Annotated in this window: 17 protein-coding genes and 1 tRNA gene; 12 read left to right on the top strand and 6 right to left on the bottom strand. The window is 41.9% G+C overall.

Annotated elements, in window-relative coordinates; translation table 11 throughout:
• Positions 1-83 precede the first annotated feature (83 nt).
• From PHE37_RS01690 to uvrC, 5 genes are all read right to left on the bottom strand, one after another.
• Entirely contained in the window at positions 84-461 is a 378-nt protein-coding gene (locus PHE37_RS01690) for a response regulator (RefSeq protein WP_299993925.1), read from the bottom strand.
• 18 nt (positions 462-479) lie between these two features.
• Positions 480-3,851, bottom strand: a complete 3,372-nt coding sequence (locus PHE37_RS01685; RefSeq protein ID WP_299993926.1) for a nitrate- and nitrite sensing domain-containing protein — start codon at positions 3,849-3,851, stop codon at positions 480-482.
• A gap of 24 nt (positions 3,852-3,875) precedes the next feature.
• Positions 3,876-5,498, bottom strand: a complete 1,623-nt coding sequence (locus PHE37_RS01680; protein ID WP_299993927.1) for a hypothetical protein — start codon at positions 5,496-5,498, stop codon at positions 3,876-3,878.
• A gap of 9 nt (positions 5,499-5,507) precedes the next feature.
• A complete protein-coding gene (locus PHE37_RS01675; protein WP_299993928.1) occupies positions 5,508-5,921 on the bottom strand; it encodes a PAS domain-containing protein in 414 nt (137 codons plus the stop codon).
• A gap of 70 nt (positions 5,922-5,991) precedes the next feature.
• Positions 5,992-7,800, bottom strand: a complete 1,809-nt coding sequence (gene uvrC / locus PHE37_RS01670) for an excinuclease ABC subunit UvrC (RefSeq protein ID WP_299993929.1) — start codon at positions 7,798-7,800, stop codon at positions 5,992-5,994.
• 70 nt (positions 7,801-7,870) lie between these two features.
• On the opposite strand from uvrC, the gene PHE37_RS01665 reads away from it, so the two are divergent.
• Both PHE37_RS01665 and nadB read left to right on the top strand, forming a co-directional pair.
• Complete coding sequence (locus PHE37_RS01665) at positions 7,871-7,999, top strand: hypothetical protein (RefSeq protein ID WP_299993930.1); 129 nt, start codon at positions 7,871-7,873, stop codon at positions 7,997-7,999.
• Complete coding sequence (gene nadB, locus PHE37_RS01660) at positions 7,989-9,437, top strand: L-aspartate oxidase (protein ID WP_300008125.1); 1,449 nt, start codon at positions 7,989-7,991, stop codon at positions 9,435-9,437. The genes PHE37_RS01665 and nadB overlap by 11 nt, the downstream gene beginning before the upstream one ends.
• On the opposite strand, the gene PHE37_RS01655 is transcribed toward nadB, so the two are convergent.
• Positions 9,434-10,798 (bottom strand): TIGR00341 family protein, encoded by a 1,365-nt coding sequence (locus PHE37_RS01655; protein ID WP_300008123.1) that lies wholly within the window; start codon positions 10,796-10,798, stop codon positions 9,434-9,436. The genes nadB and PHE37_RS01655 overlap by 4 nt on opposite strands.
• Positions 10,799-10,929: 131 nt before the next feature.
• Between PHE37_RS01655 and guaA the strand changes: the two genes are divergently transcribed.
• The 10 genes from guaA (at position 10,930) to PHE37_RS01605 (ending at position 24,432) form a co-directional block, all read left to right on the top strand.
• Positions 10,930-12,474: a glutamine-hydrolyzing GMP synthase gene (gene guaA, locus PHE37_RS01650; RefSeq protein WP_299997859.1), complete on the top strand. Its 1,545-nt coding sequence runs from the start codon at positions 10,930-10,932 to the stop codon at positions 12,472-12,474.
• Positions 12,475-12,483: 9 nt separating this feature from the next.
• Positions 12,484-13,134 carry a uroporphyrinogen-III synthase gene (locus PHE37_RS01645; RefSeq protein WP_299997856.1) on the top strand — a complete coding sequence of 217 codons (651 nt, stop codon included), beginning with the start codon at positions 12,484-12,486 and terminating at the stop codon, positions 13,132-13,134.
• A gap of 278 nt (positions 13,135-13,412) precedes the next feature.
• Positions 13,413-14,681, top strand: coding sequence for a phosphoribosylamine--glycine ligase (gene purD / locus PHE37_RS01640; RefSeq protein ID WP_300008121.1), 1,269 nt, complete (start codon positions 13,413-13,415; stop codon positions 14,679-14,681).
• Complete coding sequence (locus PHE37_RS01635) at positions 14,681-15,130, top strand: RDD family protein (RefSeq protein ID WP_299994169.1); 450 nt, start codon at positions 14,681-14,683, stop codon at positions 15,128-15,130. Before purD ends, PHE37_RS01635 begins: the two co-directional genes overlap by 1 nt.
• Positions 15,123-17,258: an LPS-assembly protein LptD gene (locus PHE37_RS01630; RefSeq protein WP_299994171.1), complete on the top strand. Its 2,136-nt coding sequence runs from the start codon at positions 15,123-15,125 to the stop codon at positions 17,256-17,258. Before PHE37_RS01635 ends, PHE37_RS01630 begins: the two co-directional genes overlap by 8 nt.
• A 12-nt stretch (positions 17,259-17,270) precedes the next feature.
• Positions 17,271-18,683 (top strand): MlaD family protein, encoded by a 1,413-nt coding sequence (locus PHE37_RS01625; RefSeq protein ID WP_299994173.1) that lies wholly within the window; start codon positions 17,271-17,273, stop codon positions 18,681-18,683.
• A 16-nt stretch (positions 18,684-18,699) separates the two neighbouring features.
• Complete coding sequence (locus tag PHE37_RS01620) at positions 18,700-20,877, top strand: polyribonucleotide nucleotidyltransferase (RefSeq protein WP_299994175.1); 2,178 nt, start codon at positions 18,700-18,702, stop codon at positions 20,875-20,877.
• A gap of 93 nt (positions 20,878-20,970) precedes the next feature.
• Entirely contained in the window at positions 20,971-21,348 is a 378-nt protein-coding gene (locus tag PHE37_RS01615; protein WP_299994177.1) for a F0F1 ATP synthase subunit C, read from the top strand.
• Between the two features lie 50 nt (positions 21,349-21,398).
• Positions 21,399-21,483 (top strand) — tRNA-Leu (locus PHE37_RS01610).
• Between the two features lie 120 nt (positions 21,484-21,603).
• Positions 21,604-24,432, top strand: a complete 2,829-nt coding sequence (locus PHE37_RS01605; protein WP_299994179.1) for an EAL domain-containing protein — start codon at positions 21,604-21,606, stop codon at positions 24,430-24,432.

Below are 24,432 nucleotides of genomic sequence, written 5' to 3'. Positions count from 1 at the left end.
TGAAATGTAAATAAAGTAATTTACTATCTTGTGATGAAGAAAAAGCAAAGTGGAAGGATTCCCGATATTATTCGGGAATAATACTAGAGAGCGAGTTGTGCTATTTTTGCGAGAACATCTTTTTCACGGACTGGTTTCATTAAGAAACCATTTGCTCCGCATTCCAATGCTTCCCCTTTTTTAGTTTCATCTGTTGTGAGAACGATGACAGGGAGTTGACGTAGTGATTCATCCGCACGTATGACTTTGAGCATTTCTATACCACCCATCACAGGCATGATAATATCTAGCAATATAATATCAATATCGTTTTGAGATTTAAGTATACCAATCGCATCTGCTCCATTTTTTGCTTCTACAACTTGTGATACATTCGGGGTTTTCATTAGCATAGTTTTAAGTAACTTGAGGTTAATCATATCATCATCTACCGCTAGTACTTTTAGTTTTTTTTCACCCATTTTAGGATTTCCCCAATCTTAAATAAATTTTTCAAAAACAAGACGGAGTAAGTCTTTGTTAACGATATTTTTGATTATTTCATGTACATACATACTATCATTCGCATCCGCTGTTACGCTTGGATCAATAAGCATTACAAGTGAAGTGTCACTATCTTTCGATCTGATTATATCATACAGATCCTTCAGATTTAGCTCTCGAAGTGTTTTATCAAATAATGCAAGTTTATAGTGATGATTTGTAAGTTCATTCATAAATTGATCAGTTGTAGTAACACTTTTATAGGTATAGCCCAAATCATCTAAAATACGTACAAAGAGCTTCATCTCTAATGTATTTTGCTTAGCCAATAATATATCTGCATCATAAGCCGATTGATGAATTTCTGGTAAACTCATTTCAGTACTTGGAGCAATTTCATATTCATCAATATTTGTTGGCACATCTTTATCTAATTCTGCTTCTATATCTTCAGAAATTTCAGGGGCGATTATATTAATTGTATCTTTATTTTCCTCAAGAGTTTCAGCTAAGGATTCGTTGGATACCTCAGATGATTCTATAAGAGCCTCTGGCTGTGATTCGATCTTTTCATCAGTTAAAGAAGATTCAGAAGACAAAGGAATATCATCAACCGATTTTGGAACGGCTTTAATATCAATGATTTTATGCGCTAAAAAATTATTGAGTAATGAAATGATTTCGGCACGCACTAACGGTTTGGTAGTATATTCATCCATACCGGCAGAGAGGAATCGTTCACGATCACCTTTGAGTGCATTGGCTGTTAGTGCAATAATTGGAATATGGTGTTGTGCATAATCCTCTTCAAAATCCAAAATTTCTTGAGTTGCTTCAATCCCATCAAGTACCGGCATTTGGATATCCATGAAAATGATATCGAAATTACCGTTTTTACGTTTTTCAAAAGCTTCAAGTCCATTGTTGGCAATGGTGATTTCTAGACCCAAATCTTCTAATGTGCGACGGATGAGTTTTTGATTGATGACATTATCTTCTGCAACCAATGCACTGGCTGCAAATTTAGAGTTTTTCTCATCGAATTTTTTACGTCGGGTTGCTTTTTGTTTACGGTTACTGAACGCTTCTGCATCATAGGCATCTAACGTTGTACGGATTTTAGAGCTATTTAGTGGCTCGTAAAGAACTTTGAAAATCTCGATTCCCATGGAATCGATTTTTTTCATGTAGTACGATTTTGTAATAAGTACCAACTGTTCTTGCGCAGAAGAGTATGCAAGGATATCGTTCTCATTAGTATAGTCGTTATCAATGAACAACAGATCGTAATTAACCTGTCGTTCAAGTATTTTTAGCTCACTCAATTCATGGAAAGTTGTATAGCTAACACCGAAGTAATCCAAATACTCTTTAAGGTAAGTATTTTGAAGTTTTTTCTTGGTATTACTTTCAAGTATAACAGCATTGATATTAGAATATGAACCTTTAAGCGGTTCGTTAAGTGTTTCGATCTCTTCAAATTCGAGGGTAAAGAAGAAAGTGGTTCCATTGCCAGGCTCACTTTCAAGATCGAGTTTAGAACCCATGAGCTCAACGAAACGGCTCGAAATAGTAAGGCCCAATCCTGTTCCACCGTATTTACGTGTAATCGATGTGTCTGCTTGGGAGAAGGCTTCAAAAATCCGGGATTTTTGTTCACTGGTTACACCGATACCGTTGTCTTTTACCTGAAAGCGGATACGAGCACGATTAAGTGTATCACACTCTACGCGGCGAATATCGACGCTGATAGCCCCTCCACTATTAGTAAATTTGACGGCATTGCTGAGGAGATTGATAATGACCTCTTTGATTTTAGTCGGATCCCCTTTTAGCGGGCGCTCAAGACTAGGATCAACATAACATGCAAGGTCGATATGTTTTTCAGATGCGCGAACACCATAAACTTCAACGGCACTTTCAAACTCATCCATCGGATTAAAGACAATCTCTTCGATTTCAAGTTTATTGCTTTCGATTTTAGAAAGGTCAAGGATATTATTGATAATTTCGAGTAGATTTTCAGAACTTTTTTCGATGATATCGATAAATTCGCGTTGCTCATCATGCAGTTCGGTATCTTTTAAAAGTTCAGTAAACCCAACAATTCCGTTCAATGGTGTACGGATCTCATGAGACATATTCGCCAAGAACATCGATTTAGCTTCGGACGCTTCCATCGCGTATTGTTTATCATTAAGCGTTTGTTCAATGATACGTTCGAGCAATGCATACGCTTGCGCGGTACCTTCAGCCGTATCAAGATTGATGGTATGGCTTAGTGCTTCGGCCTCACTATCATGTGTATCTTCTGCAACGCGTTTGAGAACGGACTCAAGGTTTTGGATGTTTTTGGTAATTTCAGCTGAGAGGAAGTAACCCAGTACAGCAACTAAAACGGCTAATATCCAAACGAAAATTGCAATTATAAGAAGTTGAACAGCATGTTGTTGAATGGTTAAAGCCCGGTTATCCATTGCCTCGATCAGAATTTTTTGAGCTCCGTCAATGGCATCAATTTTTTCAGAGATCATTGCAAACCAGATACCTGATTGAGTCGGATATTTTCCACTGGCACTTACTTGTAGAATGCCACTTCGTTCAGTTGTAATATCTTGATACAGCTCAGTATTGTCTTCGCTGAATAAAGAGGCTTTAAGTTTGGCTTGAATATTCTTATCACTCATCCCCTCAATTGTAAACATATCGGCTTTACTCATAAGAGTAGTCCATTTGTCCAACTCATCACTGCTTAAAGGTGTCGCGCGAGATAGAAGATAGGTAATATAATCACGTTCGATGCTGCTGTATTCACTGGCACGAACAAGCGACAGATATGTGGATGAGAAAGCATTTATCTCTTCATCGAAATGGAGCCCAGCCAATTCGGCAAGTTCGCTAATTAGCTTTTCTTGGGATTTACTATAAATTTCTGAAAAGACTTGATCAAATTTGGCTTTTTGAGAATCCACTATAGGACGTGTTTGATTGAGCTGATTTTGAAGTTTGGTCAAAACGTCATTAAGTGCGGCTACTCTCTCACTTTCAGCATTGGCTGTGTGTCCTACTGACGCCAAAAATTTTTCATAAGCAGCAATTTTTTTGTCAACAATAAGACGTTGGGCATGGAGTGATTTTAAGGTTGCCGGAGAAGCATTTCCCATATACATCACGGTCATTCCGCGTTCACGAGAGAGATTGTTGATTAATTCGGTAAGCTGTTTATTTCCTTCAAGTCTAACTTGAAGCTGTCCGGCCCCTTTATAACTGACATACGCATTGAAAACGTAGTAACTTGCAAGGGTGAAAAGTATCAGAATCGGTAAGAGACTGATGAGACGGAGTCGATTTCTAAGTCCTAATTGCATGGGATATCCTCTATGTCCTTAAAATTATAGTTGTTCAAGAAAACCGTTGAGCCGTTTGGAAGCTTTTTTGGCTTCCTGTGCATCATTGGTTAGCGACAATATTGCCAATTCATCAGAAATTTCGTTCAATCGGAGATTATCACTGATCCCTTTGAGTTGAGCGGCAGTTCGTTTCCATAAATGGGTATCAAATGCACTGATAGCGGCTGCAATTTCTTCTCCGGCTTTGAGTGCATCATGTTTGTACTCATTGATTAATTCATCAAAGAAATCATTTTCAATACCGAGCTGTCCAGCAATAAAAAATTTATCATAATGGAGAGACTGGATTGGAACTTCTGTCAAAGTATATTCGTTATTTACTTCTTCTGAGGTTAAATCTACTTCTTTTGCATCTTCTAAGAATTCATACTCTGTAATTACATGTGCATTTGTGTCATCTGTAGAGTCTGACATTACAAGATTTTCTTCTGTAATAGATAACGGTTCGTCATGTTTAAAGGTAAATTCATAAATATCATCATCTGATGATAAGTCAGTAGCTAGAGGGGGTTTAATGATCTCTTCTTCACTAGGCACTTTGACTGAAACCTCTTCTTGAATTGCTGTAGGTTCTTTTCCCTCTAATTTATTAATGATGGCATAAAAATATTTGAGATTCGCTTCTATTTCAATCGGATCGCTTGACGTGTTAATGATACTGAGTGTTTCAAACGCGTCTTCAATACGAAGGTTAGCTGCAACTCCTTTAAGTTTATGGGAGAGAATTTTAATATTATTTGTATCCCCTTTTAAAACTGCTTCAAAAAGTTCATCTTTAAATTCATAAGACTGTTGAATGAAATCGCCAATAAACTCTAAAATTAGATCAACAGGAAGGCCTAATTCATTTGCTGCAACATTTGGATCGAAACGATATGATTTATCAACTTTAAGATTGTCGATAAACTCTTTTTCGGCTTTGCTGTAATGAACATCTCCAAGCATAGGCTGCTCTACCGGTATTCTGGCAGGAGGGGTTGGAACTTCCGTCTCCCGATCTAATTTTGTATCTGCGATGGGAAGAGTCAGTTTTGCATATAAATCTTCTACTGGTTCAGATGGTACTTCAAAACGGTTTTCGGCATAGGAAGGGATATCCAATGTCCCCGGTTCACTAAGAGAAGTAGGTGTAATGTGCGTATAGTTAGGTAAAGACGAAGAAATAGCCGGAATAATAGGAGCTTTTTCTTCGTGCGGTATTATCAGAGTTGCAGGCTGAGGTTTCGGTGTAATGGTATGAGGTTTCGGTGTAATGGTATGAGGTTTGACCTCATCACCATTGATCGACTGTATATGGGTCATGTCGATCATATAGCTGTTTTGAGAAGGTTCAGAACAAAAGTAAACATTGTACACTTGAAGAGTGCAGGAAAAGGTGCGTCCATTGCCGTGAACTATAGCAGAACGGGCTTCAGAATCAGCATGAAGTAAAAAATCAATCCAACTGAAACTTTTAAAGTTATGGATATAACCTGGCTCTTGGGCAAATAAGTCGGCTACATCGTTGCAAACTTCTAATAAATCTTCTAAGGTAGTGTAATTAAGTAGCTTTAACCCCTCTTCATCAATACCCATGAATTCGTGTTTATGATTATAAAATAACACTCATACCTCCTATTGCTCTTGTTCAAGCATTTTTTTGTATAACGCCGACGTCTCTTCAATATTCTTTCGTGATGCAGGTTTTCGAGCAGCCATATAGCCTTTTAGCTGACCTTTACTGTCATACATAGGACTTACTTCTGTATCGACCCAATAATAACGACCGTCTTTTCTGAGGTTTTTAACCAACCCGTGCCAAATAGTACCGGCCTGGATTGTTTTCCACATTTGTTCGAACCCCGCTTTAGGCATGTCGGGATGTCGAATGATATTATGTGGCTGACCGATCAACTCATCAACACTGTAGCCAGAGATTTCGCAAAATTTCCGATTGGCAAATGTTATGACCCCATTAAGATCCGTTTCACTAACAATAGCACGCCCTTCAAAAAGATATTCTTCGTCGATTGGAATTGTTTTTTCCATTATTTGACCCCTTAGCTAAAAAACTGCTGAAAACACAATCCGTGGAATATGGCATAAACTCCATAAAAGATTACTTAGACATCTCTTCTTGATAACAATTTTGGATATTTTTTGCATCATTTACCCCGATAAGTTCTCTAAGTGTCTCAAAATCGCTTTTTGCAATGGCTTCAAATGTCCCATAATATTCAAGAAGTTTATGGATTTTTGCTTGAGAAATTCCATGTGTCGAAAGGAGTTTGGAGTGCTGATCGAGTTTTAGTTTGCTTTTCTTATGAAATGTAAGGGCGCTTCGGTGTGCTTCATCACGAAGCATTTGGACAAATTGCAGCCGTTTATCGGTACTTTCGAGTCGTAATGTCTCTTCATCGGTATGGAGAATATCGCGTGCGGAACCTTTTGCCCTGTGTGCTTTGGCATCAATTTTCTCTTTGCTGATAGCGATGACGTCGAGATGAATTCCATGGGATTTCAACAAATCAACCGCTAAAGCCCGTAATGTTTCTCCTCCGTCAAGCACCCAAAGATCAGGTGGAGGATTATCGGCAAATCCTTCGATACGACGACGCAGCATCTCTGACATTTGTCCGTATTCATCCCTCACATGCAGATGAAAGGTGCGATACCCTTTTTTATCAAAGTGCCCGTTATCATAGACTACCATAGCTCCGACAGTAGCGGTACCCCCGAAATGGGAGTTATCGAATATTTCGATCCTTCTTGGGAGGATCTCGAGTTTGAACAGCTCTTGAAGGGTATAGAGAAGCGATTCATTTGAGGGCTGTTGTGTCCGCAGCAGCTCGTGGGCATTGGTGAGTGCGAGATCGATCAACTCTTTTTTCCCTCCTCGTTGAGGTGTTTCAATGGACGCTTTTTTTCCGAAAAGAGCAGTGAGATGTTCATGAACCCATTCACGGGATTCAAACGGATGAGCGGTTAGGATAGGTGCGATTATAGGAGGTTTTTCATTTCCATAAAATCCTATTAATGTCCGTTCATACGCTTCATCAAGAGAAAACGAGAGGCTTAGAGGGAGAAAATCATGGGTACTTGAAGCGACTTTTCCCCCGCGAATAAAGAGTCGGAGTATACAGGCTCGTGTTTCATTCATTGCAATGGCAAATACATCATAGTTTTCGTTCGAAGCCATATCGATTTGGGAAGTAAGTTCACTTTTACTGATCCGTTCGATCCGATCTCTCAACACAAGTGCTTCTTCAAACCGGAGCGACTCGGAATAAAACTCCATTTTCGTTTCAAGTTGTTTGATAAGACGCCGTTTGTTTTGTATCCACTCGATCCCCTGCATGACCATCGGAAGATAGGTTTCGCGAGGGATAGGAAATTCACACGGGGCAAGACACTGTTCCATCTGATAAAACAAGCACCCCTTTTTCCCTTTTAGGCAGCTTTTTTTCTGTACCAGTTTCAGCAATTCGTAAAGAGAATCGAGAATATCCCGTGCCCCTACAGAAAAAGGGCCGAAATAGCGGACTCCTTTGCCCTTGATGATTTTGCGGGTGAGTTCGAATCGGGGGTAAGGTTCTTCCATATCGACGTAGAGGTAGGGGTAGGTTTTATCATCGCGAAGAAGGATATTGTATTTTGGTTTGAGCTGTTTGATAAGAGAATTTTCCAGGATGAGGGCGTCATGTTCATTTTCGACAATGATGTAATGCAATCCTACTGTTTCGGAAAGCATTTTTTGAATTCGTAATGATAATGTCATTTTAGGTGAGAGTGTCGGAGTGAGATTAAAATAGCTTTTAACCCGTTTCGAGAGATTTTTTGCTTTTCCGATGTAGAGAATTCTCCCTTTTTCATCAAGGTATTGATAAATTCCCGCTTGATGCGGAAGAGAGCGAATTTGATCAAGCATAGCGAATCTCTTAATGAGTAATTTATTCAAGCTATTATAACATCCCCATAGAAGAAGATGAGGGGATCAAATGGCAAAAAAAATAACTATTGCCTTATGTGCCGTCGCAATCGCGGCATTTTTTGGCGGATGTGGCTATAAAGCCCCTCCGTATTATACGAAACCTCAGCCGAAAGAGAACTCCTCCGGTGCGTTATGATGTAGTAATTATCGGTTCGGGCGTAGCGGGGCTGTATACGGCAATTGCACTGCCAAAAACGATGAAAGTTCTGCTTATCAATAAATCCTATCCGTGGGAATGCAATACCTATTATGCCCAGGGGGGTGTAACGACGGCGTACGATGATGCAGATATCGAGCTTCATATACACGATACCCTTGACGCAGGTGCAGGGATGTGTAATGCTCAGGCAGTTCGAATGATGAGTGAGCATTCGCAAGGGGTAATCCATGATTTGATCGATCGCGGTTTCGGGTTTGATAAAGACGAAGAAGGAAATCTCCTCTATACCAAAGAAGCTGCCCATTCACGGAGTCGTATTCTCCATGCCGGTGGAGATGCTACCGGACGTCATTTACACTTTTTTCTTTTAAACCAAAACCCCCATCCGATGCTCAGTGATGCAACAGTCGTCGACTTATTGATCGAAAACAATCAATGCTGCGGTGTGGAAGTGATCAACGAAGGAAAACGTCGACTGATTTATGCGGATAATGTTGTTATTGCCAGTGGCGGTGTCGGATCGCTGTATGAATACCATACCAACGCTTCGACAATCAGCGGTGATTTGCATGGGATTTGTATTGAGAAAGGGATTGAACTTGAATCTATGGAAATGATGCAGTTTCATCCGACCGTTTTTGTCGCTAATAACTGGGCACGCAAACAGCTCCTCTCCGAAGCACTCAGGGGAGAGGGGGCACATGTCGTCGATGAAAACGGATACCGTTTTTTATTTGAGTATGATCCTCGCGGTGAACTCGCGCCCCGTGATATCGTCAGCCGAGCGATTTATGATTACAAGCAGCGAAGTGGAAAACAGGTGTATCTCTCATGCGAAGATTTTGAAAGCGAGTATTTTAAAGAGCGTTTTCCGAATATTTATAAATCGTTGAACGATATGGGGTTTCATCTGCCGAAAGATCGGGTTCCGATCTCCCCTGCTTTTCATTATGCGGTAGGTGGGATTAAAACAAATATTGACGGAAGCATACCGGGTATTAAAGGGCTTTATGCCGCAGGAGAAGCGGCATCTACGGGTGTGCATGGAGCGAATCGATTAGCAAGTAATTCTTTGCTGGAAGGCCTCGTTTTTGCTCAAAAAGCAGCAGAATCCATCTTAACACATCCGCTAAAGAGTTGTGAGGGCCATTTTGAAATTTCAGAAGAGGTACTTGAATTTCCTGAAGATAAAGAGAAAAAAGATGCCCTCCGCCATATCATGTGGGATAACGTCTCTATTGTGCGAACCAAAAAAGGCTTACAGCATGCCAAAGAGGCGGTTGAAACGATGCTCGGTGAAAAGATTGGGCGATTGTTGCGTCTTCGGCTTTTGAGTGCACTATCGATTATTGAAGGAGCATTAAATCGTACCGAATCGATAGGTGTCCATTTTATGGTAGAAAATAATGCTTAGTGAATAATAATTTTCACGTTGTCCGATTTTGTTCGCATTTTCAGCCACACTTCGATTTTTTGACGTTCGCTTCTAGTTAGCCGTTTTTTGGCATCGGCATTGAGAATGAGACGGGTTGCACTGATATTATGCTCTGCTGCAGCCGAATCGTAATTTTCTGAAAGAATGACGTTATGGACTTTCGGGAAAAGCGTTTGAAGCTCGTTTGGAATCGCAGTATAGTATTCGCGGTTATGGGATAAAAGCTGTAGTTTTTCTTTTAGCTGAGCGATTTTTTTCTCTTTTTCCTGAAGGTCCGCTTTTGTATTTCGATACAAATCGGTAATAATATCGGCCTTTAGCGTTGACATATCAATCCCCTCTTGCTCACCGTTTTGATAAACTTTCAGTTTGGCTTTTTCTAACCCTGCGCTTGCGAGACGTGCACTAATGTTGTTGAGTTCACTTTGCGGAATATAGTCTCCTATCAAGAAAACTTTTACCTCTTCTGTTTGCGGATCAATTCTTACCTGTGCCACATTGGTATTTTTAAAATTCAGTTGATCATTCACAAAAGCGGTTGCTTTGGCTTTAAAAACCTCTTTACTGACGAGTTGATACGCTAAATAAGAACTTGGAATGATGGTTAAAATGGCTACAACGATGATATAGCGTTGTGCCCGTTTCGCCACATCCGGATCAACGTATTTTTTTTCGCTTATGTTAAAAGCACGGACAATTAAAAATGCGGATAAAGCGATAAAGACAAAATTGATCGTATAGAGATAGAATGCTCCGAAAAAGTAGTTCCAATGTCCTGTTGCCAGTCCAAACCCTGCCGTACAGAGCGGCGGCATCAGTGCCGTTGCGATTGCAACCCCCGGAATAACATTGCTTTTTTCTTTTCGGGTTGCCGCAACAATACCTGCCAATCCGCCGAAAAGGCCGATTAATACATCCCATACGGTCGGTGTCGTCCGTGCCAAAAGTTCCGATTGGGCCGTATCCAGGGGTGAGATCAAAAAATAGAGCGTTGATGTCAACAGACCGATCAGCGTCGCAATTGCTAAATTTTTAAATGCTTGACGAATAAGGGTAAAATCATTGATTCCGGCGCCATAGCCGATCCCCATGATGGGTCCCATAAGCGGTGAAATCAACATTGCCCCGATAATAACAGCGGTAGAATTGACGTTGAGCCCGATCGATGCAACAAAAATAGCAAACATTAAAATCCATAAGTTTGCCCCTTTCATGTGTACATCACTTCGAATACGCTCATCAATTACCGTATCTTCGGCCTTATCATCGGTAAGGCTTAATCGTTCCCGTAGCATCGCTTTGGCATTTAACCAAAAACGGTGTTCTTCAGTATTGGTCATCTTTATGATTCCTTTAGGGTTTTAAATACTGATTTTATAGTTTTAAGATACTCTTGTATTAAATCTTAAACATGTTTACAGTATCCTTTTACACTTTAAACTATCCAAATCTTGCACCTAAAGGCTTACCCGTGAAAGATGTCAGTATCATCGTCCTCGATTTCGGCTCCCAGTACACTCAGCTGATCGCTCGCCGTTTGCGCGAAGACAAAATCTATTGTGAAGTCCTTCCTTATCACACGAAAATTGATGCGATCAAAGCGAAAAATCCGCAAGGAATTATCCTCAGCGGCGGTCCTTCATCGGTGTATAACAAAGATGCTTATGAAGTCGATCAAGGAGTCTATGCTCTTGGAATCCCTGTTTTAGGGATTTGTTACGGTATGCAGCGTATTGCCGTTGACTTTGGCGGTTCGGTTATCCGAAGTGATCATCACGAATACGGCAAAGCGGAACTCACCATTGATATGACACAGCACTCTGTCCTTTTTGAAGGGTGTGAAGACGAACGTGTTGTATGGATGAGCCATTCCGATAAAGTAGATGTATTGCCGGAAGGTTTTGTTCCGATCGCCTATTCGCCGAATTCTCCGTACGCGGCAATTGCCAATGAAGCAAAAATGGTTTACGCGATGCAGTATCACCCTGAGGTTAACCACTCGGAAGAGGGATACTTGATGCTTCGTAATTTTGCCCGTAAAATCTGCGGTATCACCGAAAAATGGGATATGGGACATTTCCTCAAAGAACAAATTGTCAAAATCCGTGCTCAGGTCGGAGAAGGAAAAGTTCTTTGTGCTCTCAGCGGCGGAGTTGATTCATCTGTTGTCGCGGCATTATTGTACGAAGCAATCGGGAATCAGTTGATTCCTGTATTTGTCGATAACGGGCTTCTTCGAAAAGGAGAGCGTGATTCGGTTGAGAATATTTTCAAAGTGCATCTCAAAGTTCCTCTCGTTGTAGCAGATGCTTCGGAAATTTTCCTTGGAAAATTAGCAGGGGTAACCGATCCGGAAACTAAACGCAAAATTATCGGACATACCTTTATCGAAGTGTTTGAAGCGGAAGCAAAAAAACACGACGGGATCAAATTCCTTGCACAAGGGACATTGTATCCGGACGTTATCGAATCGGTTTCGGTCAACGGGCCTTCCGTAACTATCAAATCACACCATAATGTTGGCGGATTGCCGGATTGGATGGATTTTGAATTGATTGAACCTCTTCGCGATCTCTTTAAAGACGAAGTACGTAAACTCGGTCTTGAACTTGGTCTGCCGGATTCGCTTGTTAACCGTCATCCGTTCCCTGGGCCTGGTCTTGGAATCCGAATTATGGGTGAAGTGAACAAACCGGATCTTGATTTACTTCGCGAAGCCGATGCGATTTTGCTCGATGAGTTGAAAGCAAGCGGTTATTACACTAAAACATGGCAGGCATTTGCAGTTCTTCTTAATGTTAAATCAGTCGGTGTTATGGGCGATAACCGTACGTATGACAACACGGTATGTGTCCGTGTCGTCGAAGCGGTGGACGGTATGACGGCAACGTTTGCCCATCTTCCTCATACGTTGTTGGAGCGTATCAGTCGTCGTATCATCAACGAAGTGGACGGGATAAATCGTGTCGTATATGACATCAGTTCCAAACCGCCTGCAACGATCGAGTGGGAATAAGGCGCTCTCTTGCGCCCTGTTTATCTCATCTCCAAGACTCCCTATGAGGGCGTCATCCATATCCCTATCCTTACGATCTCATTTTTAAATCCTACTATCGATTTTACCCAGTATGAGGGGATTATTCTCACCTCCAAACAAGCACTAATCGCTTTAGAAAAGTACACATTTACATGGGATACCCTACACTGTATCTGTGTATCAGAAAGTACGGCTGAAGCGGCGCGACAAGCAGGTGCCGTGCATGTAGAGACAGGTGACGGTTACGGAAAATCGATTCCGGGTATGTTGAGTGCAAAAAAACGCAATGGCAAATGGCTCTATCTTCGTCCGAAAGTGATTGCATCCGAATGGGTTGAAACGGCCAGAGGGCAGGGAATACCTATTGATGAAGCCGTTGTGTATGAAACAACCTGCAATAAAGAGGCAAATACATATCACATTGAAAAAGATGCCGTTTTAGTTTTTACATCGCCATCATCGATTAAGTGCTTTTGCGCATTGTATTCTATCCTGCCGACACATAGCATTGTCGCTATAGGAAAAACGACTCAGAGTGCTTTTCAAAATGCGAAAGAGGTCTTTGTAAGTCCCCAAGCCAGTGTCGCTTCAGCCGTACAGCTGGCACAAGAAATTGCGCAAAATTCATCACCCTTTTAAGCTTTTAAAGCTATAATTGTTTTATCTGGGTGAAGCGAGTAACCGCATTTTGAGGGTTCTACATATACAATTAGTCACAGCCGTAGTCGTCTTTGGGTGCCGATGATCTTGTTTGAGTACGCAAGTATGAGAGATTGTCGCCGGAAGAGACGCTCGAGTGGCTTTATTCGGCTTTGAGAACCGAAGCTACTGCGAAACGCCCGCCCGGGCTTTTACCTTATTTGAGAGGCGTTAACGTGTTTCAGATAAGATAATTAAATTTTTTCTCAAGGTGATCTATGCGAGTAATGGTAATCGGAAGCGGCGGACGCGAATTTTCGATCGGGAGAGTATTGAAACAAGACCCTGCGGTTACAGCGCTCTATTTTGCTCCGGGTAACGGTGCGACAACGATGTTGGGCGAAAATGTTGCGATTAAAGATTATGAAAAATTGGCGGACTTTGCAGTAGAAAATAAAATTGATCTCACGATTGTAGGGCCGGAAGGGCCGCTCAGTGACGGTGTTGTCGATGTGTTTAAAGCCAAAGGGTTAGTTATTTTCGGTCCTTCAAAAGCAGCAGCACAGTTAGAAGGTTCAAAAGTCTATATGAAAAACTTTTTGGCCAAATACGCCATTCCGACGGCACGCTATATCGAGACCGATCATATCGGCGATGCGTTTAAATTTATCGAATCTCTTACCCCTCCGGTTGTCGTAAAGGCAGATGGCTTGTGTGCCGGTAAAGGGGTCATCATCGCGATGAGCCATGAAGAAGCAAAAGTAGCCGTCTCTGAGATGCTTAGCGGAAAATCGTTCGGGGATGCAGGTAAACGGGTTGTCGTCGAAGAGTTTCTGGACGGTTATGAACTCTCAATGTTTGCGTTGTGCGACGGGAAGGATTTTATCCTGCTTCCGGCGGCACAGGACCACAAACGCCTCTTGGATAACGATGAAGGTCCCAATACGGGTGGAATGGGTGCCTATGCTCCGACACCGCTTGTAGACGATGTCATTTATGAGAAAGTAAAAGATCGCATCGTCCGTCCGACCCTAAAAGGGATGCAGGAAGAGGGGGCTCCGTTTGAGGGGGTTCTTTTTATCGGTCTTATGATCGTTAACGGTGAACCGATTACTCTGGAATTTAATGTTCGTTTCGGAGATCCGGAATGTGAAATTCTTATGCCGCTTCTTAAAACCCCGGCCAGTGAACTTTTTTACAAAGCGGCAACCAAACAACTCGATACTCTTAATGTCGAGTTTCATGACAAGTATGCGGTCGGTATTGTCATGGCAAGCCGTAACTACCCGTATGATAACTCGGAACCGGCAGAGATTATCGTCGATGAGATCCATCATGATGAAATTGCCCAAAATACCCATATTGCGTATGCCGGTGTGATTGAGGAAGACGGTAAACTCTATGCTTCTGGAGGGCGTGTTCTGGTATGTGTTGGGGTAGGAGAGAGTATCAAAGAGGCGAGAGATCGTGCCTATATGTTGTGCGGTCAAGTCCATTTTGCCGGTAAAAAACTCCGTACCGATATTGCGTATCAAGCACTGCGATAATGGATGAGCAACTCGATACGCTGATTCAGCGTGAACATCTAGAACTCGCCTCTATACGTCAGCGTGCCGCAGCGTTCGGGATTGATGAAGTACTTCTTTCGGTATTATTGATGATCATTTTGTGGGACACAATGTCCAAGGTTCAAACGCTCGAAGCGATGATTTCGGTTACGAACAGCTTTCTCCTCGAATACATGAGCATTAAAATCATCTATCAAACCTTTTTTACGATGCAATACGGCGGCAGTATCGGCAAGATTATTATGAAAATCCGTGTGATTGAGATCGCTACACTCTCTAATCCCGGTTTCCTCAGTTCCTTTAATCGCAGTGTTTTCAGGGTGATCAGCGAAGCTCTTTTCTACTTAGGATTTGTCTGGGCAATTCTGGACCCTTATCGACGCAGCTGGCATGACCGCACAGCACGTACATTGGTAATCAATGCGTAAATTTTACTGGATCAGTCTGATCGCATCGACCGTTTTATTGGGCGATGAACACGTTGAACTCTACGGAACGACGGCTGATACAAACGGCTCAATTGCAACAGTTACGGGAAATCCGGTTGTTTTATATAAAGATCAAATACTGAGTGCCGATACATTTACATATGATCGCAATACCAGTATTATCGAGGCTAAAGGGTCAGTAAATATCTTCAAGGCAAATCAATTTCATGCGATGAGTGACTATTCGCGTGTCGATTTGGCAAATGATACGCGTTATTCAAAACCTTATTATATATTTGATCAAGAGAACGGTTTGTGGATCAATACGGCTGAAGCGCAAACCTGTAAAAATGATATCGATTTAGCGAGCGGTGCGCTTTCCGGATGCGATTCGCAAGACCCTTTATGGAAAATACGTTTTAGCAGTGCCGATTATAATACCGATAATATGTGGGTGAACCTCTATAATGCCCGATTGGTGATTAACGATCTACCGGTGTTTTATCTCCCGTATTTTGGATACCCTACGGATAAAACGCGACGCAGCGGATTATTGATCCCGACATTCGGATGGTCGAATTCGGAAGGATTTTACTACCAACAACCAATCTATTTTGCACCGCAAAATTGGTGGGATCTAGAATTACGTCCTCAGATCAGAACAATGCGTGGAGAGGGGATTTATGGAGATTTACGATTTGTAGATACTCCATCTTCCAAAGGATCAATTGGAGGAGGCTATTTCAATGAACAAGGACGTTACGCAAAAGAGAAAGATCTAGCTAATTTGAAACATTATGGATATGCTATTAATTATCAACATAGTGCCCCATTAAGGGAATGGTTTGATATAAATTTAGAGGGAGAATCAGGTTTATATGTAAAAGGATCTTGGATGAACGATGTTGATTATCTGAATCTTCAACACAGTGATTTGACACAAAATATTACTGATAATCAAATTATATCCCGGGTAAATGGCTATTACAGCAGTGAAGAAAATTATATTGGAATGTACGTTAAACATTATCAATATTTAAATAAAGCCAGTAATGCACAAACCATCCAGACTCTTCCAAGTCTCCATTACCATCGTTATCTTGAGAGTTTTTTCGCAGATCACCTCCTTATCAACGCAGATGCAACAGCCACAAATTTTTATCGTCCTGAAGGTAAAAATGCGGTGCAAGGCGATTTTACTGTTCCTATGACGCTTCAAACGGCTTTATTTGATGAATATCTTGATCTCAGCTATACCGCGACAGCAAGGTCTAAAGTGATCGGTTTTTACGGGAACGGACTCCCGGGAGAAACAGGAAATTTGTACAATCAAGGTCTGTATGCATCTCTCGATCACACTGTTTCTCTTTCCTCGACTTTGATTCATCCGTATGAGACGATGACCCATGTAATTACCCCTTCTGTCAGTTATAGTGCATCAGGCAACCGGTACTATCACGGATATTATGATACGTATCGTACAAACGGTGAATGCATTGTTGGAAGTACAAATCCTGCGTGCGAATTTTATACCTTGAATGAACCGAGCAATACCCTCTCTTTTGGCGTCAATAACTATCTTTTTGAAGGAAATAAACAATTTCTTGTCGATAGACTTTCCCAAAATTTTCGTTATGATAAACAGGGAAGCTATTACGGGGAGTTACAAAATGAATTAGAATGGGAAATAAGCAGTGCCATATCCTATTACAATCAAACTGCTTTCAACCATGATCGTAACCTTATAACGAAAGAACAAAATACAGTTAGGTATAATGATGGAATCGTAACGGCAGGTGTGAGTCATTATTATTCAGATGAGCTGCGTAATAATAGTCCTATGTATGCAAGCTATTGGACAGCGGATGCGGCATATCAATACAATCATGATTATCGGATTTTTGGGCTCGTAGCGTATGATTACCACGAAAATTTGCTCAAACGAAGTGAAATCGGATTTTTACACACGCAACGGTGTCTTGATTTCGGTATTCGATATGTCCAAAATCGACGTCCTCTTTTGACCAATGCCAATGGAGCGGATTCTGTGGATGATTCGTATATTTTTATTACCATTATTCTCAAACCCATCGGTGGGTCTGAATTTAATTACAAACTAACCAATTAAAGAGGGTAGAGTATGAAACTGGAAGCAAAAATCGGTCTCTTTGTCGTTATGGCTTTGAGTGCATTGTTGATTCTCTCAACTCAGGTTACATCCCTGGGCAAATGGGGAAGTAAAGGCTATATAATTGAAGCGTATGTGGAAGATGCGTCCGGTATCGAAAAGCATACGCACGTATTGATGAATGGAGTAACGGTCGGAGATGTCGAAAAAATTACAATCGAAGGAAAACAGGTAAAGCTAACCCTTTTGATTGATGATGGGATAAAAATTCCGGATGATTCATCGGTAATCGTTACACAAGAATCGCTATTAGGATCTAAAGTAATCAATATTATTGTAGGGGATTCTACAGGAATACTCGGTTCCGGTGGAACACTTGCCCAAAGTAAGCGTTATGCATCGTTTGATCAGACGAGTGATTCCGTCAATGCCGCCGCAAAAGAGTTGGAACTTCTTCTGCATGATTTAAGAGGGACTTTGGATGATGAACATCGTAAAGCGATTCAGGATGCGATTATTGCGTTCCGAAATGTTGGAACGAATCTTAATGGTGTGATTGTCGATAATCGCGATGATCTGCATGATGCAATTGCCAATTTCAGAGCAATGAGTGCCGGATTTGCGACGACTGCCGATACGGTGAATAAAGATTTGCCTAATATTATGGCACGGATCGATTCATTGACAACACGAATGGATAATATTAGCGGTGCGCTCGAACATAAGCTTCCGGATGCCGTGGATAAATTTTCATCGATTGAAGACAATGTCAGTACGATTCTGGTAGAGAACCGTGCATCTCTCAAAGATACGATTCAATCGGCAGGCGATTTTTTCAAAGGCGGTCAGGAAGCGTTTAATAAAGTGGATGCCATGTTGGGAAGCTTTACCGCTAGTGAACTACAGGTGGCAATGCATACTGATTACATGATGCGCGATCAATACGGCAAAATTTATTTAGGGGTTAATTATCTTCCGAATCCTGAAACCTATTATATGTTTGATTTGATCAGTACGGATGACTACTCGAAAAACTCGAATAGAGCTTTGGGAAATCCGACACTGCATGAAAAAGGGAAAACCTATTATTCGGCACAATACGGGAAACGTTTTGATAATACATTGCTTCGTTTCGGTGCGATTGAATCGACCGGCGGTGTCGGAGTTGATTATTTTATGAATCATGATAAGTTGAAATTTACCGCTGAAGCGTTTGATTTTAATGCAATTAACGACTTCCGGTCTACAAGTGCACATCTTAAAGCACAGGTTCGGTATCAGATGTTGAAACATCTTGAGCTATATGGCGGATGGGATAATTTCCTCAATCCGGGTTCACAAAATGTTTATTTGGGTCTTGGTCTCCGATTTATCGATAACGATTTGAAATACGTTATCGGCGGCGCCTCTTCAATGAAACGATAAAAAAAATGGAGAAATAATGAAATACAATGTAGAACTTGACTTACGTAACAAAAAAGAAGGATACGCATTCGGTCAAGTAGCAGCACAAGCCAACGGAGCTGCGTGGCTTAAATGCGGAGATACCGTTATTTTAGCAACCGTTGTTATTGATGAGACCGATTTTGTGGATGAAGATTTTTTACCGCTTACCGTACAATACATCGAAAAAAGTTATGCTGCCGGAAAATTTCCGGGCGGTTTTATCAAGCGGGAAACCAAACCGAGTGATTTTGAAACATTGACGTCACGTATCGTCGATCGCTCATTACGTCCTTTATTTCCAAAAGGATTTGCGAATCCGATCCAAATCACTATTATGGTACTCAGCGCCGACCGTGAAGCGGATTTACAAGTTTTGGCACTCAACGCCGCATCTGCGGCATTGTACGTTTCAGACGTTGATATTTTCAATTCGGTGAGTGCCGTTCGTGTAGGGAAAATTAATGATGAGATCGTGTTTAATCCTACGAGAAGTCAATTAGAAAACAGTACGCTTGATTTGTATTTGGCCGGAAGCAAAGACGATATGCTGATGATTGAAATGCAAGCACTCGGAACAAACGAGATGGAGATAATTGATATCGGCATGATTGATCCGATGGTGGATCCTGTTATGGGCTCATCCGCAATTGCAATACGCAAGAGCAATGCACTTCCTGAAGATGAGTTGATTAGTGTTCTGTCTCAGGCTCAAGAGGCCCTTTTTGAAGCGAACAGTGCCTACGAAAAGGCTTTTAAACCGTTTGCAAGCGAACCGTTTGAACTTCAATACGTTATCAGTGAAATCAATGCTGAAATGGTTGAGTATGTTCGCACACATCATACGGATGATATCAAACGGGGCATCAGCCAAATGGCAAAAACGGAGCGCAGTACAGCATTGCGAACGATCCGTAAATCCATTCTAAAAGAAAAACCGGAATGGAATGAACATGAGTTAAAAAAAGCGATTGAATCGGTAAAACGTACTATGGTTCGATCTCAAATTTTGGACGATAAAGTGCGTGCGGACGGTCGGGGGCTTGCTGAAGTACGCCCGATTAAAATTGAGACGAACGTATTGCCGAGTGCTCATGCCTCCGCACTCTTTACGCGCGGTCAAACACAGGCATTGGTCGTGTTGACGCTAGGCGGGCCAAAAGATGCCCAAATGTATGAAAATCTCACAGACAGCGGAACCCAAAATGAAGCTTTTATGGTTCATTACAATTTTCCGGGATTCAGTGTCGGTGAGCCTTCCCCTATCGGAGCGCCGCGTCGACGAGAACTGGGTCACGGAAATTTAGCGAAACGGGCGTTAGAAGGGGTATGTGTCAGCAACGGACAAACGGTCCGTTTGGTGTCAGAAATTCTCGAATCCAACGGTTCTTCGTCTATGGCGACAGTATGCGGCGGTTATATGGCACTGCGTGCCGGAGATATCGAAATGGCAGACCCGATTGCTGGTGTTGCGATGGGAATGGTTGCAGAAGGGGATCGTCACGCGATTTTGACGGATATCATGGGGTTGGAAGATCATGACGGTGATTTGGATTTCAAAGTAGCAGGCTCGAAAGAGGGCATCACAGCTATGCAGATGGATATTAAACTCGGCGGTATCCGCTTAGATGTCCTAAAAGAGGCTCTTTATCAGGCAAAAGAGGCCCGTGCACACATTATTGATATCATGATGAGCAGTGAAGAGCATATTGAGCTCAATGAGGGGACATTGCCGAGTACCGATCTTTTCCATATCGATCCGAGTTTTATCGGTGATATTATCGGACAGGCGGGTAAAACGATTCGCGAAATCATTGAACGTTTTGACGTTACGATCGATATCGATAAGAAAAAAGGTTCTGTCAAACTCACCGGTAAAAACCGTGATGGGCTCCGCGGAGCGCGCGATCATATCGAAGGAATCGTCAGCGGTGCGACTCCGGTTGAAAAAGTGGAATACAAAGTGGGTGACATTGTCAAAGGAAAAGTGAAAAAAATCGTCGACTTTGGGGCATTTATCGAACTCCCGGGCGGGGTAGACGGATTGATTCATATCTCTAAACTTTCCGATGGACATATCAGCCGTGTTAGTGATGTGCTGAAAGAAGGGGACGAATTGATGGTAGAAATCGTCGAATTCAAAGGAAATAAGATCGGATTAGGGCGAGCTAAGTAATTTTTTAGCTCATCCTCACTATACTTCCAGCCACAAAGTGATAAGTAGGGACACTATCCGAACGGACTTTGATATTATTCACGGAGATTACTCATGAAAAAAGTATTTTTTCTTTTGCTTGCTCTTGTAGCTTCTGTATTCGGTGCGGACGAAGCTGCAGCTGTTGTTGAAACTGCTGTAGACGCTGCTCCAGCTGTAGCTGCTGCATCTGCAGACGTTGCTAACCAAACATTGAAAGCGTATTCTATGATCGCTGCCGGTGTTGGTCTTGGTTTGGCTGCTCTTGGTGGAGCAATCGGTATGGGTAGCACTGCTGCTGCAACTATCGCAGGTACAGCTCGTAACCCGGGTCTTGGCGGTAAATTGATGACTACTATGTTCATCGCTCTTGCAATGATCGAAGCACAAGTTATCTATACACTTGTTATCGCTCTTATCGCTCTTTACGCTAACCCATATTTGGCTGCGTAAGTTTCGACTTTTCTTCTGATCAGCTTCGGCTGATCACTTTCTTTTTTAACGCGGACGTGGTGGAACGGTAGACACACTACCTTGAGGTGGTAGCGCATTACGTGTGTGGGGGTTCAAATCCCCCCGTCCGCACCATCCTTCATTTTAAATCAATAATATAAACTTCAAAATTTTAAAGAACATACCTCAATCCCTCTTCATTGATCCTTACTTTAATGGTGTATAATCATTCTAATTGATTTTAGGATAATAATTATGCTTCTCAGTGATCTTGTTACGTATAAAAACGATTGCATCAGTATTGATTCAACGCTTAATGATGCGATAGACAGAATGGGTCAAGAGGGGATCAGCCATGTTATTGTCGTTGAGAATGACTCAGCCATCGGAATTCTTACCCTTAAAAATATAATTGAGTTCTATCGGAATGGAACTGATGGAGATATCAAAGCGATTGATGTTGCGAGCTATCCTGTCCTTTCGATTCATAATGACCGCCCTGTAGAAATGGCGATTGAATTGATGATCGATTATGATGTACGCAGATTGGTACTGATTGACGAAAAAGAGAATTATATTTCCACTTTGCTTCAGAGTGACATTCTTACTTACTATGAGAATAAAGTCCATACAGCCCAAGAAGTGTTCCAGTGTCTGAACCGCCGGAACCGTGCGGTGTCGGTACACCATGACGCTAGTATCTTAGAAGCGATTAACCTTCTCCAAAGTGAAAACAGAGATGTCCTTATTGTGCTGGAAAACAATACTCCTGTCGGAATCGTAACAGAACAGGATGTCTTAGAATTGGCGTATCGGGAAATATCAAGCAGTGAACCAATCGCCCGTTATATGCATTTTCCCATCATCACTGTGGAGATGAATGAGAAAGTCCATGATGCAATTGATATGATGAGAGAACGGGGTGTCCATCATTTGATGGTCAAAGGAAGAGAGAACGATATGTATCTCTTGTCTGAAAAAGATTTGGTTCTCAATTACAACACGGCCTTGGAAGTAAAACTCGAATCAAAATTGCGCGATACCAAAGCAACGTATAATTTATTGGGGCTTGCATTTTGTGAAATCATTGATTTGGGAGAACAGCAGATTATAAAATGGCTGAATGCCGAAGCAATGATGACCTTTCAGGTTAAAATCGATGACTGCGTATCCAAAATGTTTCCGGATAAGATTTGGCAGACACTTTTACTCACTTTGCGGACACAGGGTGGCGTGGATAAAGAGAAGATTGAAATTAATGATCGCGTATATGAAGTAACACTGATCGAAGCTGAGGTCAATAATCAGCCTATCATGAAACTTTTTTTAAACGATATAAGCGAGCTGGTTCGGTTGGGTGAAGAGTTGCGCAAAACGATGGAATATACGATCGAGCTTGAACAGGAGAAAAGCCGGCTCTATCTGGATGTCGCATCGGTCATGTTTTTGGCGTTGAACAAAGAGGGAAAAGTCGACCTGATTAATCCAAAAGGGTGTCAACTTTTAGGAATCACTCAGGAAGATGCAATCGGGAAAGATTGGTTTGAAACCTTTACATCCAACGAAGACAGAGAGATGACAAAAACACTGTTTGCAGACGTTGTCTCCGGAAAAAGGGATGTAGTAGAGTATTATGAAAATAAGGTATATACCAAAGAGGGAAATACTCGAGTCATAGCGTGGCACAATGCACTGTTAAAAGATCGCAACGGAGAGATTATCGGGACATTTTCTTCGGGGGAGGATATCACCAAAATCCGAGAATCGGAGCGTGAAATCGAGCGGGTGACACATTACGATGTATTGACCAATCTGCCGAATCGTCTACTTTTAGGAGCACGGTTAGAACACTCGATGCAGAGGGCAAAACGTGAGAAAACAAAGGTTGCCGTGTTGTATGTGGATATTGACAATTTTAAAGACATTAATGAGTCGTACGGGTACAATGTAGGGGATTTGGTTATTAAACGGATCGCTTCAGGGATGAGAACGCTGATACGTCAGGAAGATACGATTTCGCGGGTAGGGGGTGACGAGTTTGTCATCATACTTGAAGAGATAGAAGAGATCAGTCAATGTGAACGTACGCTGAATCAGATTATGCATCTTTTTAAAGAACCGATAGATACGTCATTTGGTGATTTGAAATTGACGGCAAGCATCGGGATTACTATTTATCCTGATGATGCGGAAGATGGAGAAACGCTTCTAAAAAATGCCGATATCGCGTTGCGCCGTGCTAAAGAGAGCGGACAAAACAGCTATTATTTTTATACGCAGGAAATGAGTGTCCAATTATTCGAACGGGTACTTATGGAGCGGGAACTCCATCGTGCAGTTGAAGAAAAGGAATTTATCGTTTACTATCAGCCGCAGATTGATCTTAAAAGCGGCAAGGTGATCGGTGCGGAAGCATTGGTTCGATGGCAGCACCCGTCGATCGGGATCGTACGGCCAGATATGTTTATCCTGTTGGCCGAATCCAACCGTCTTATCATCCCTATCGGTGAACAGGTATTGGCTCAAGCGTGTGCAGCGGTTAAACGCCTTATTGAACAGGGATTATTTAAAGGGAGAATATCGGTTAATGTATCGGGAAAACAGTTTGAACGTCCCGATGTCGTTGAAACGATCCATCGGATAATCACCGAAAGCACGTTGGCACCTGAGTTTGTCGAGTTGGAGATTACAGAGAGTGTCTTGATGAGCGATCCGAAGGAATTAGGAGAAAAACTCATAGCATTAAAGGCGCTCGGAATTGAGGTCGCAATCGATGATTTCGGTACAGGCTATTCAAGTTTGAGCTACCTCAAAAGTTTTTCGATCGATAAACTGAAAATTGATCAGTCGTTTGTTCGCGGCATCCCCTCTGACGAACAAGACAGTGCAATTGTCAAAGCGATCATAGCTATGGCCCATGCACTTGGGCTTACGACGATTGCTGAGGGAATAGAAGATGAGATCCAGGCGAGTGCACTGAAAGAATGCGGATGTCAGCAGGGACAGGGATATATATACGCCCGACCACTCAGTGAAGAAAAATTTGAGGAATTTTTGAAGTATAATGATATATCCAAATCATAA

The organism is Sulfuricurvum sp., from assembly GCF_028681615.1.
GTDB lineage: Bacteria > Campylobacterota > Campylobacteria > Campylobacterales > Sulfurimonadaceae > Sulfuricurvum.
Note: the sequence above shows the minus strand (reverse complement) of the source record. Positions and strands in the feature narration are given on the sequence as shown.

Excerpts from the sequence above, each read along its gene's own strand:
- PHE37_RS01690 (WP_299993925.1), bottom strand. The coding sequence starts at position 461 with ATGGGTGAAAAAAAACTAAAAGTACTAGCGGTAGATGATGATATGATT.
- PHE37_RS01685 (WP_299993926.1), bottom strand. The coding sequence starts at position 3,851 with ATGCAATTAGGACTTAGAAATCGACTCCGTCTCATCAGTCTCTTACCG.
- PHE37_RS01675 (WP_299993928.1), bottom strand. The coding sequence starts at position 5,921 with ATGGAAAAAACAATTCCAATCGACGAAGAATATCTTTTTGAAGGGCGT.
- uvrC (WP_299993929.1), bottom strand. The coding sequence starts at position 7,800 with ATGCTTGATCAAATTCGCTCTCTTCCGCATCAAGCGGGAATTTATCAA.
- PHE37_RS01665 (WP_299993930.1), top strand. The coding sequence starts at position 7,871 with ATGGCAAAAAAAATAACTATTGCCTTATGTGCCGTCGCAATCGCGGCA.
- PHE37_RS01655 (WP_300008123.1), bottom strand. The coding sequence starts at position 10,798 with ATGACCAATACTGAAGAACACCGTTTTTGGTTAAATGCCAAAGCGATG.
- purD (WP_300008121.1), top strand. The coding sequence starts at position 13,413 with ATGCGAGTAATGGTAATCGGAAGCGGCGGACGCGAATTTTCGATCGGG.
- PHE37_RS01635 (WP_299994169.1), top strand. The coding sequence starts at position 14,681 with ATGGATGAGCAACTCGATACGCTGATTCAGCGTGAACATCTAGAACTC.
- PHE37_RS01630 (WP_299994171.1), top strand. The coding sequence starts at position 15,123 with ATGCGTAAATTTTACTGGATCAGTCTGATCGCATCGACCGTTTTATTG.
- PHE37_RS01625 (WP_299994173.1), top strand. The coding sequence starts at position 17,271 with ATGAAACTGGAAGCAAAAATCGGTCTCTTTGTCGTTATGGCTTTGAGT.
- PHE37_RS01620 (WP_299994175.1), top strand. The coding sequence starts at position 18,700 with ATGAAATACAATGTAGAACTTGACTTACGTAACAAAAAAGAAGGATAC.
- PHE37_RS01615 (WP_299994177.1), top strand. The coding sequence starts at position 20,971 with ATGAAAAAAGTATTTTTTCTTTTGCTTGCTCTTGTAGCTTCTGTATTC.
- PHE37_RS01605 (WP_299994179.1), top strand. The coding sequence starts at position 21,604 with ATGCTTCTCAGTGATCTTGTTACGTATAAAAACGATTGCATCAGTATT.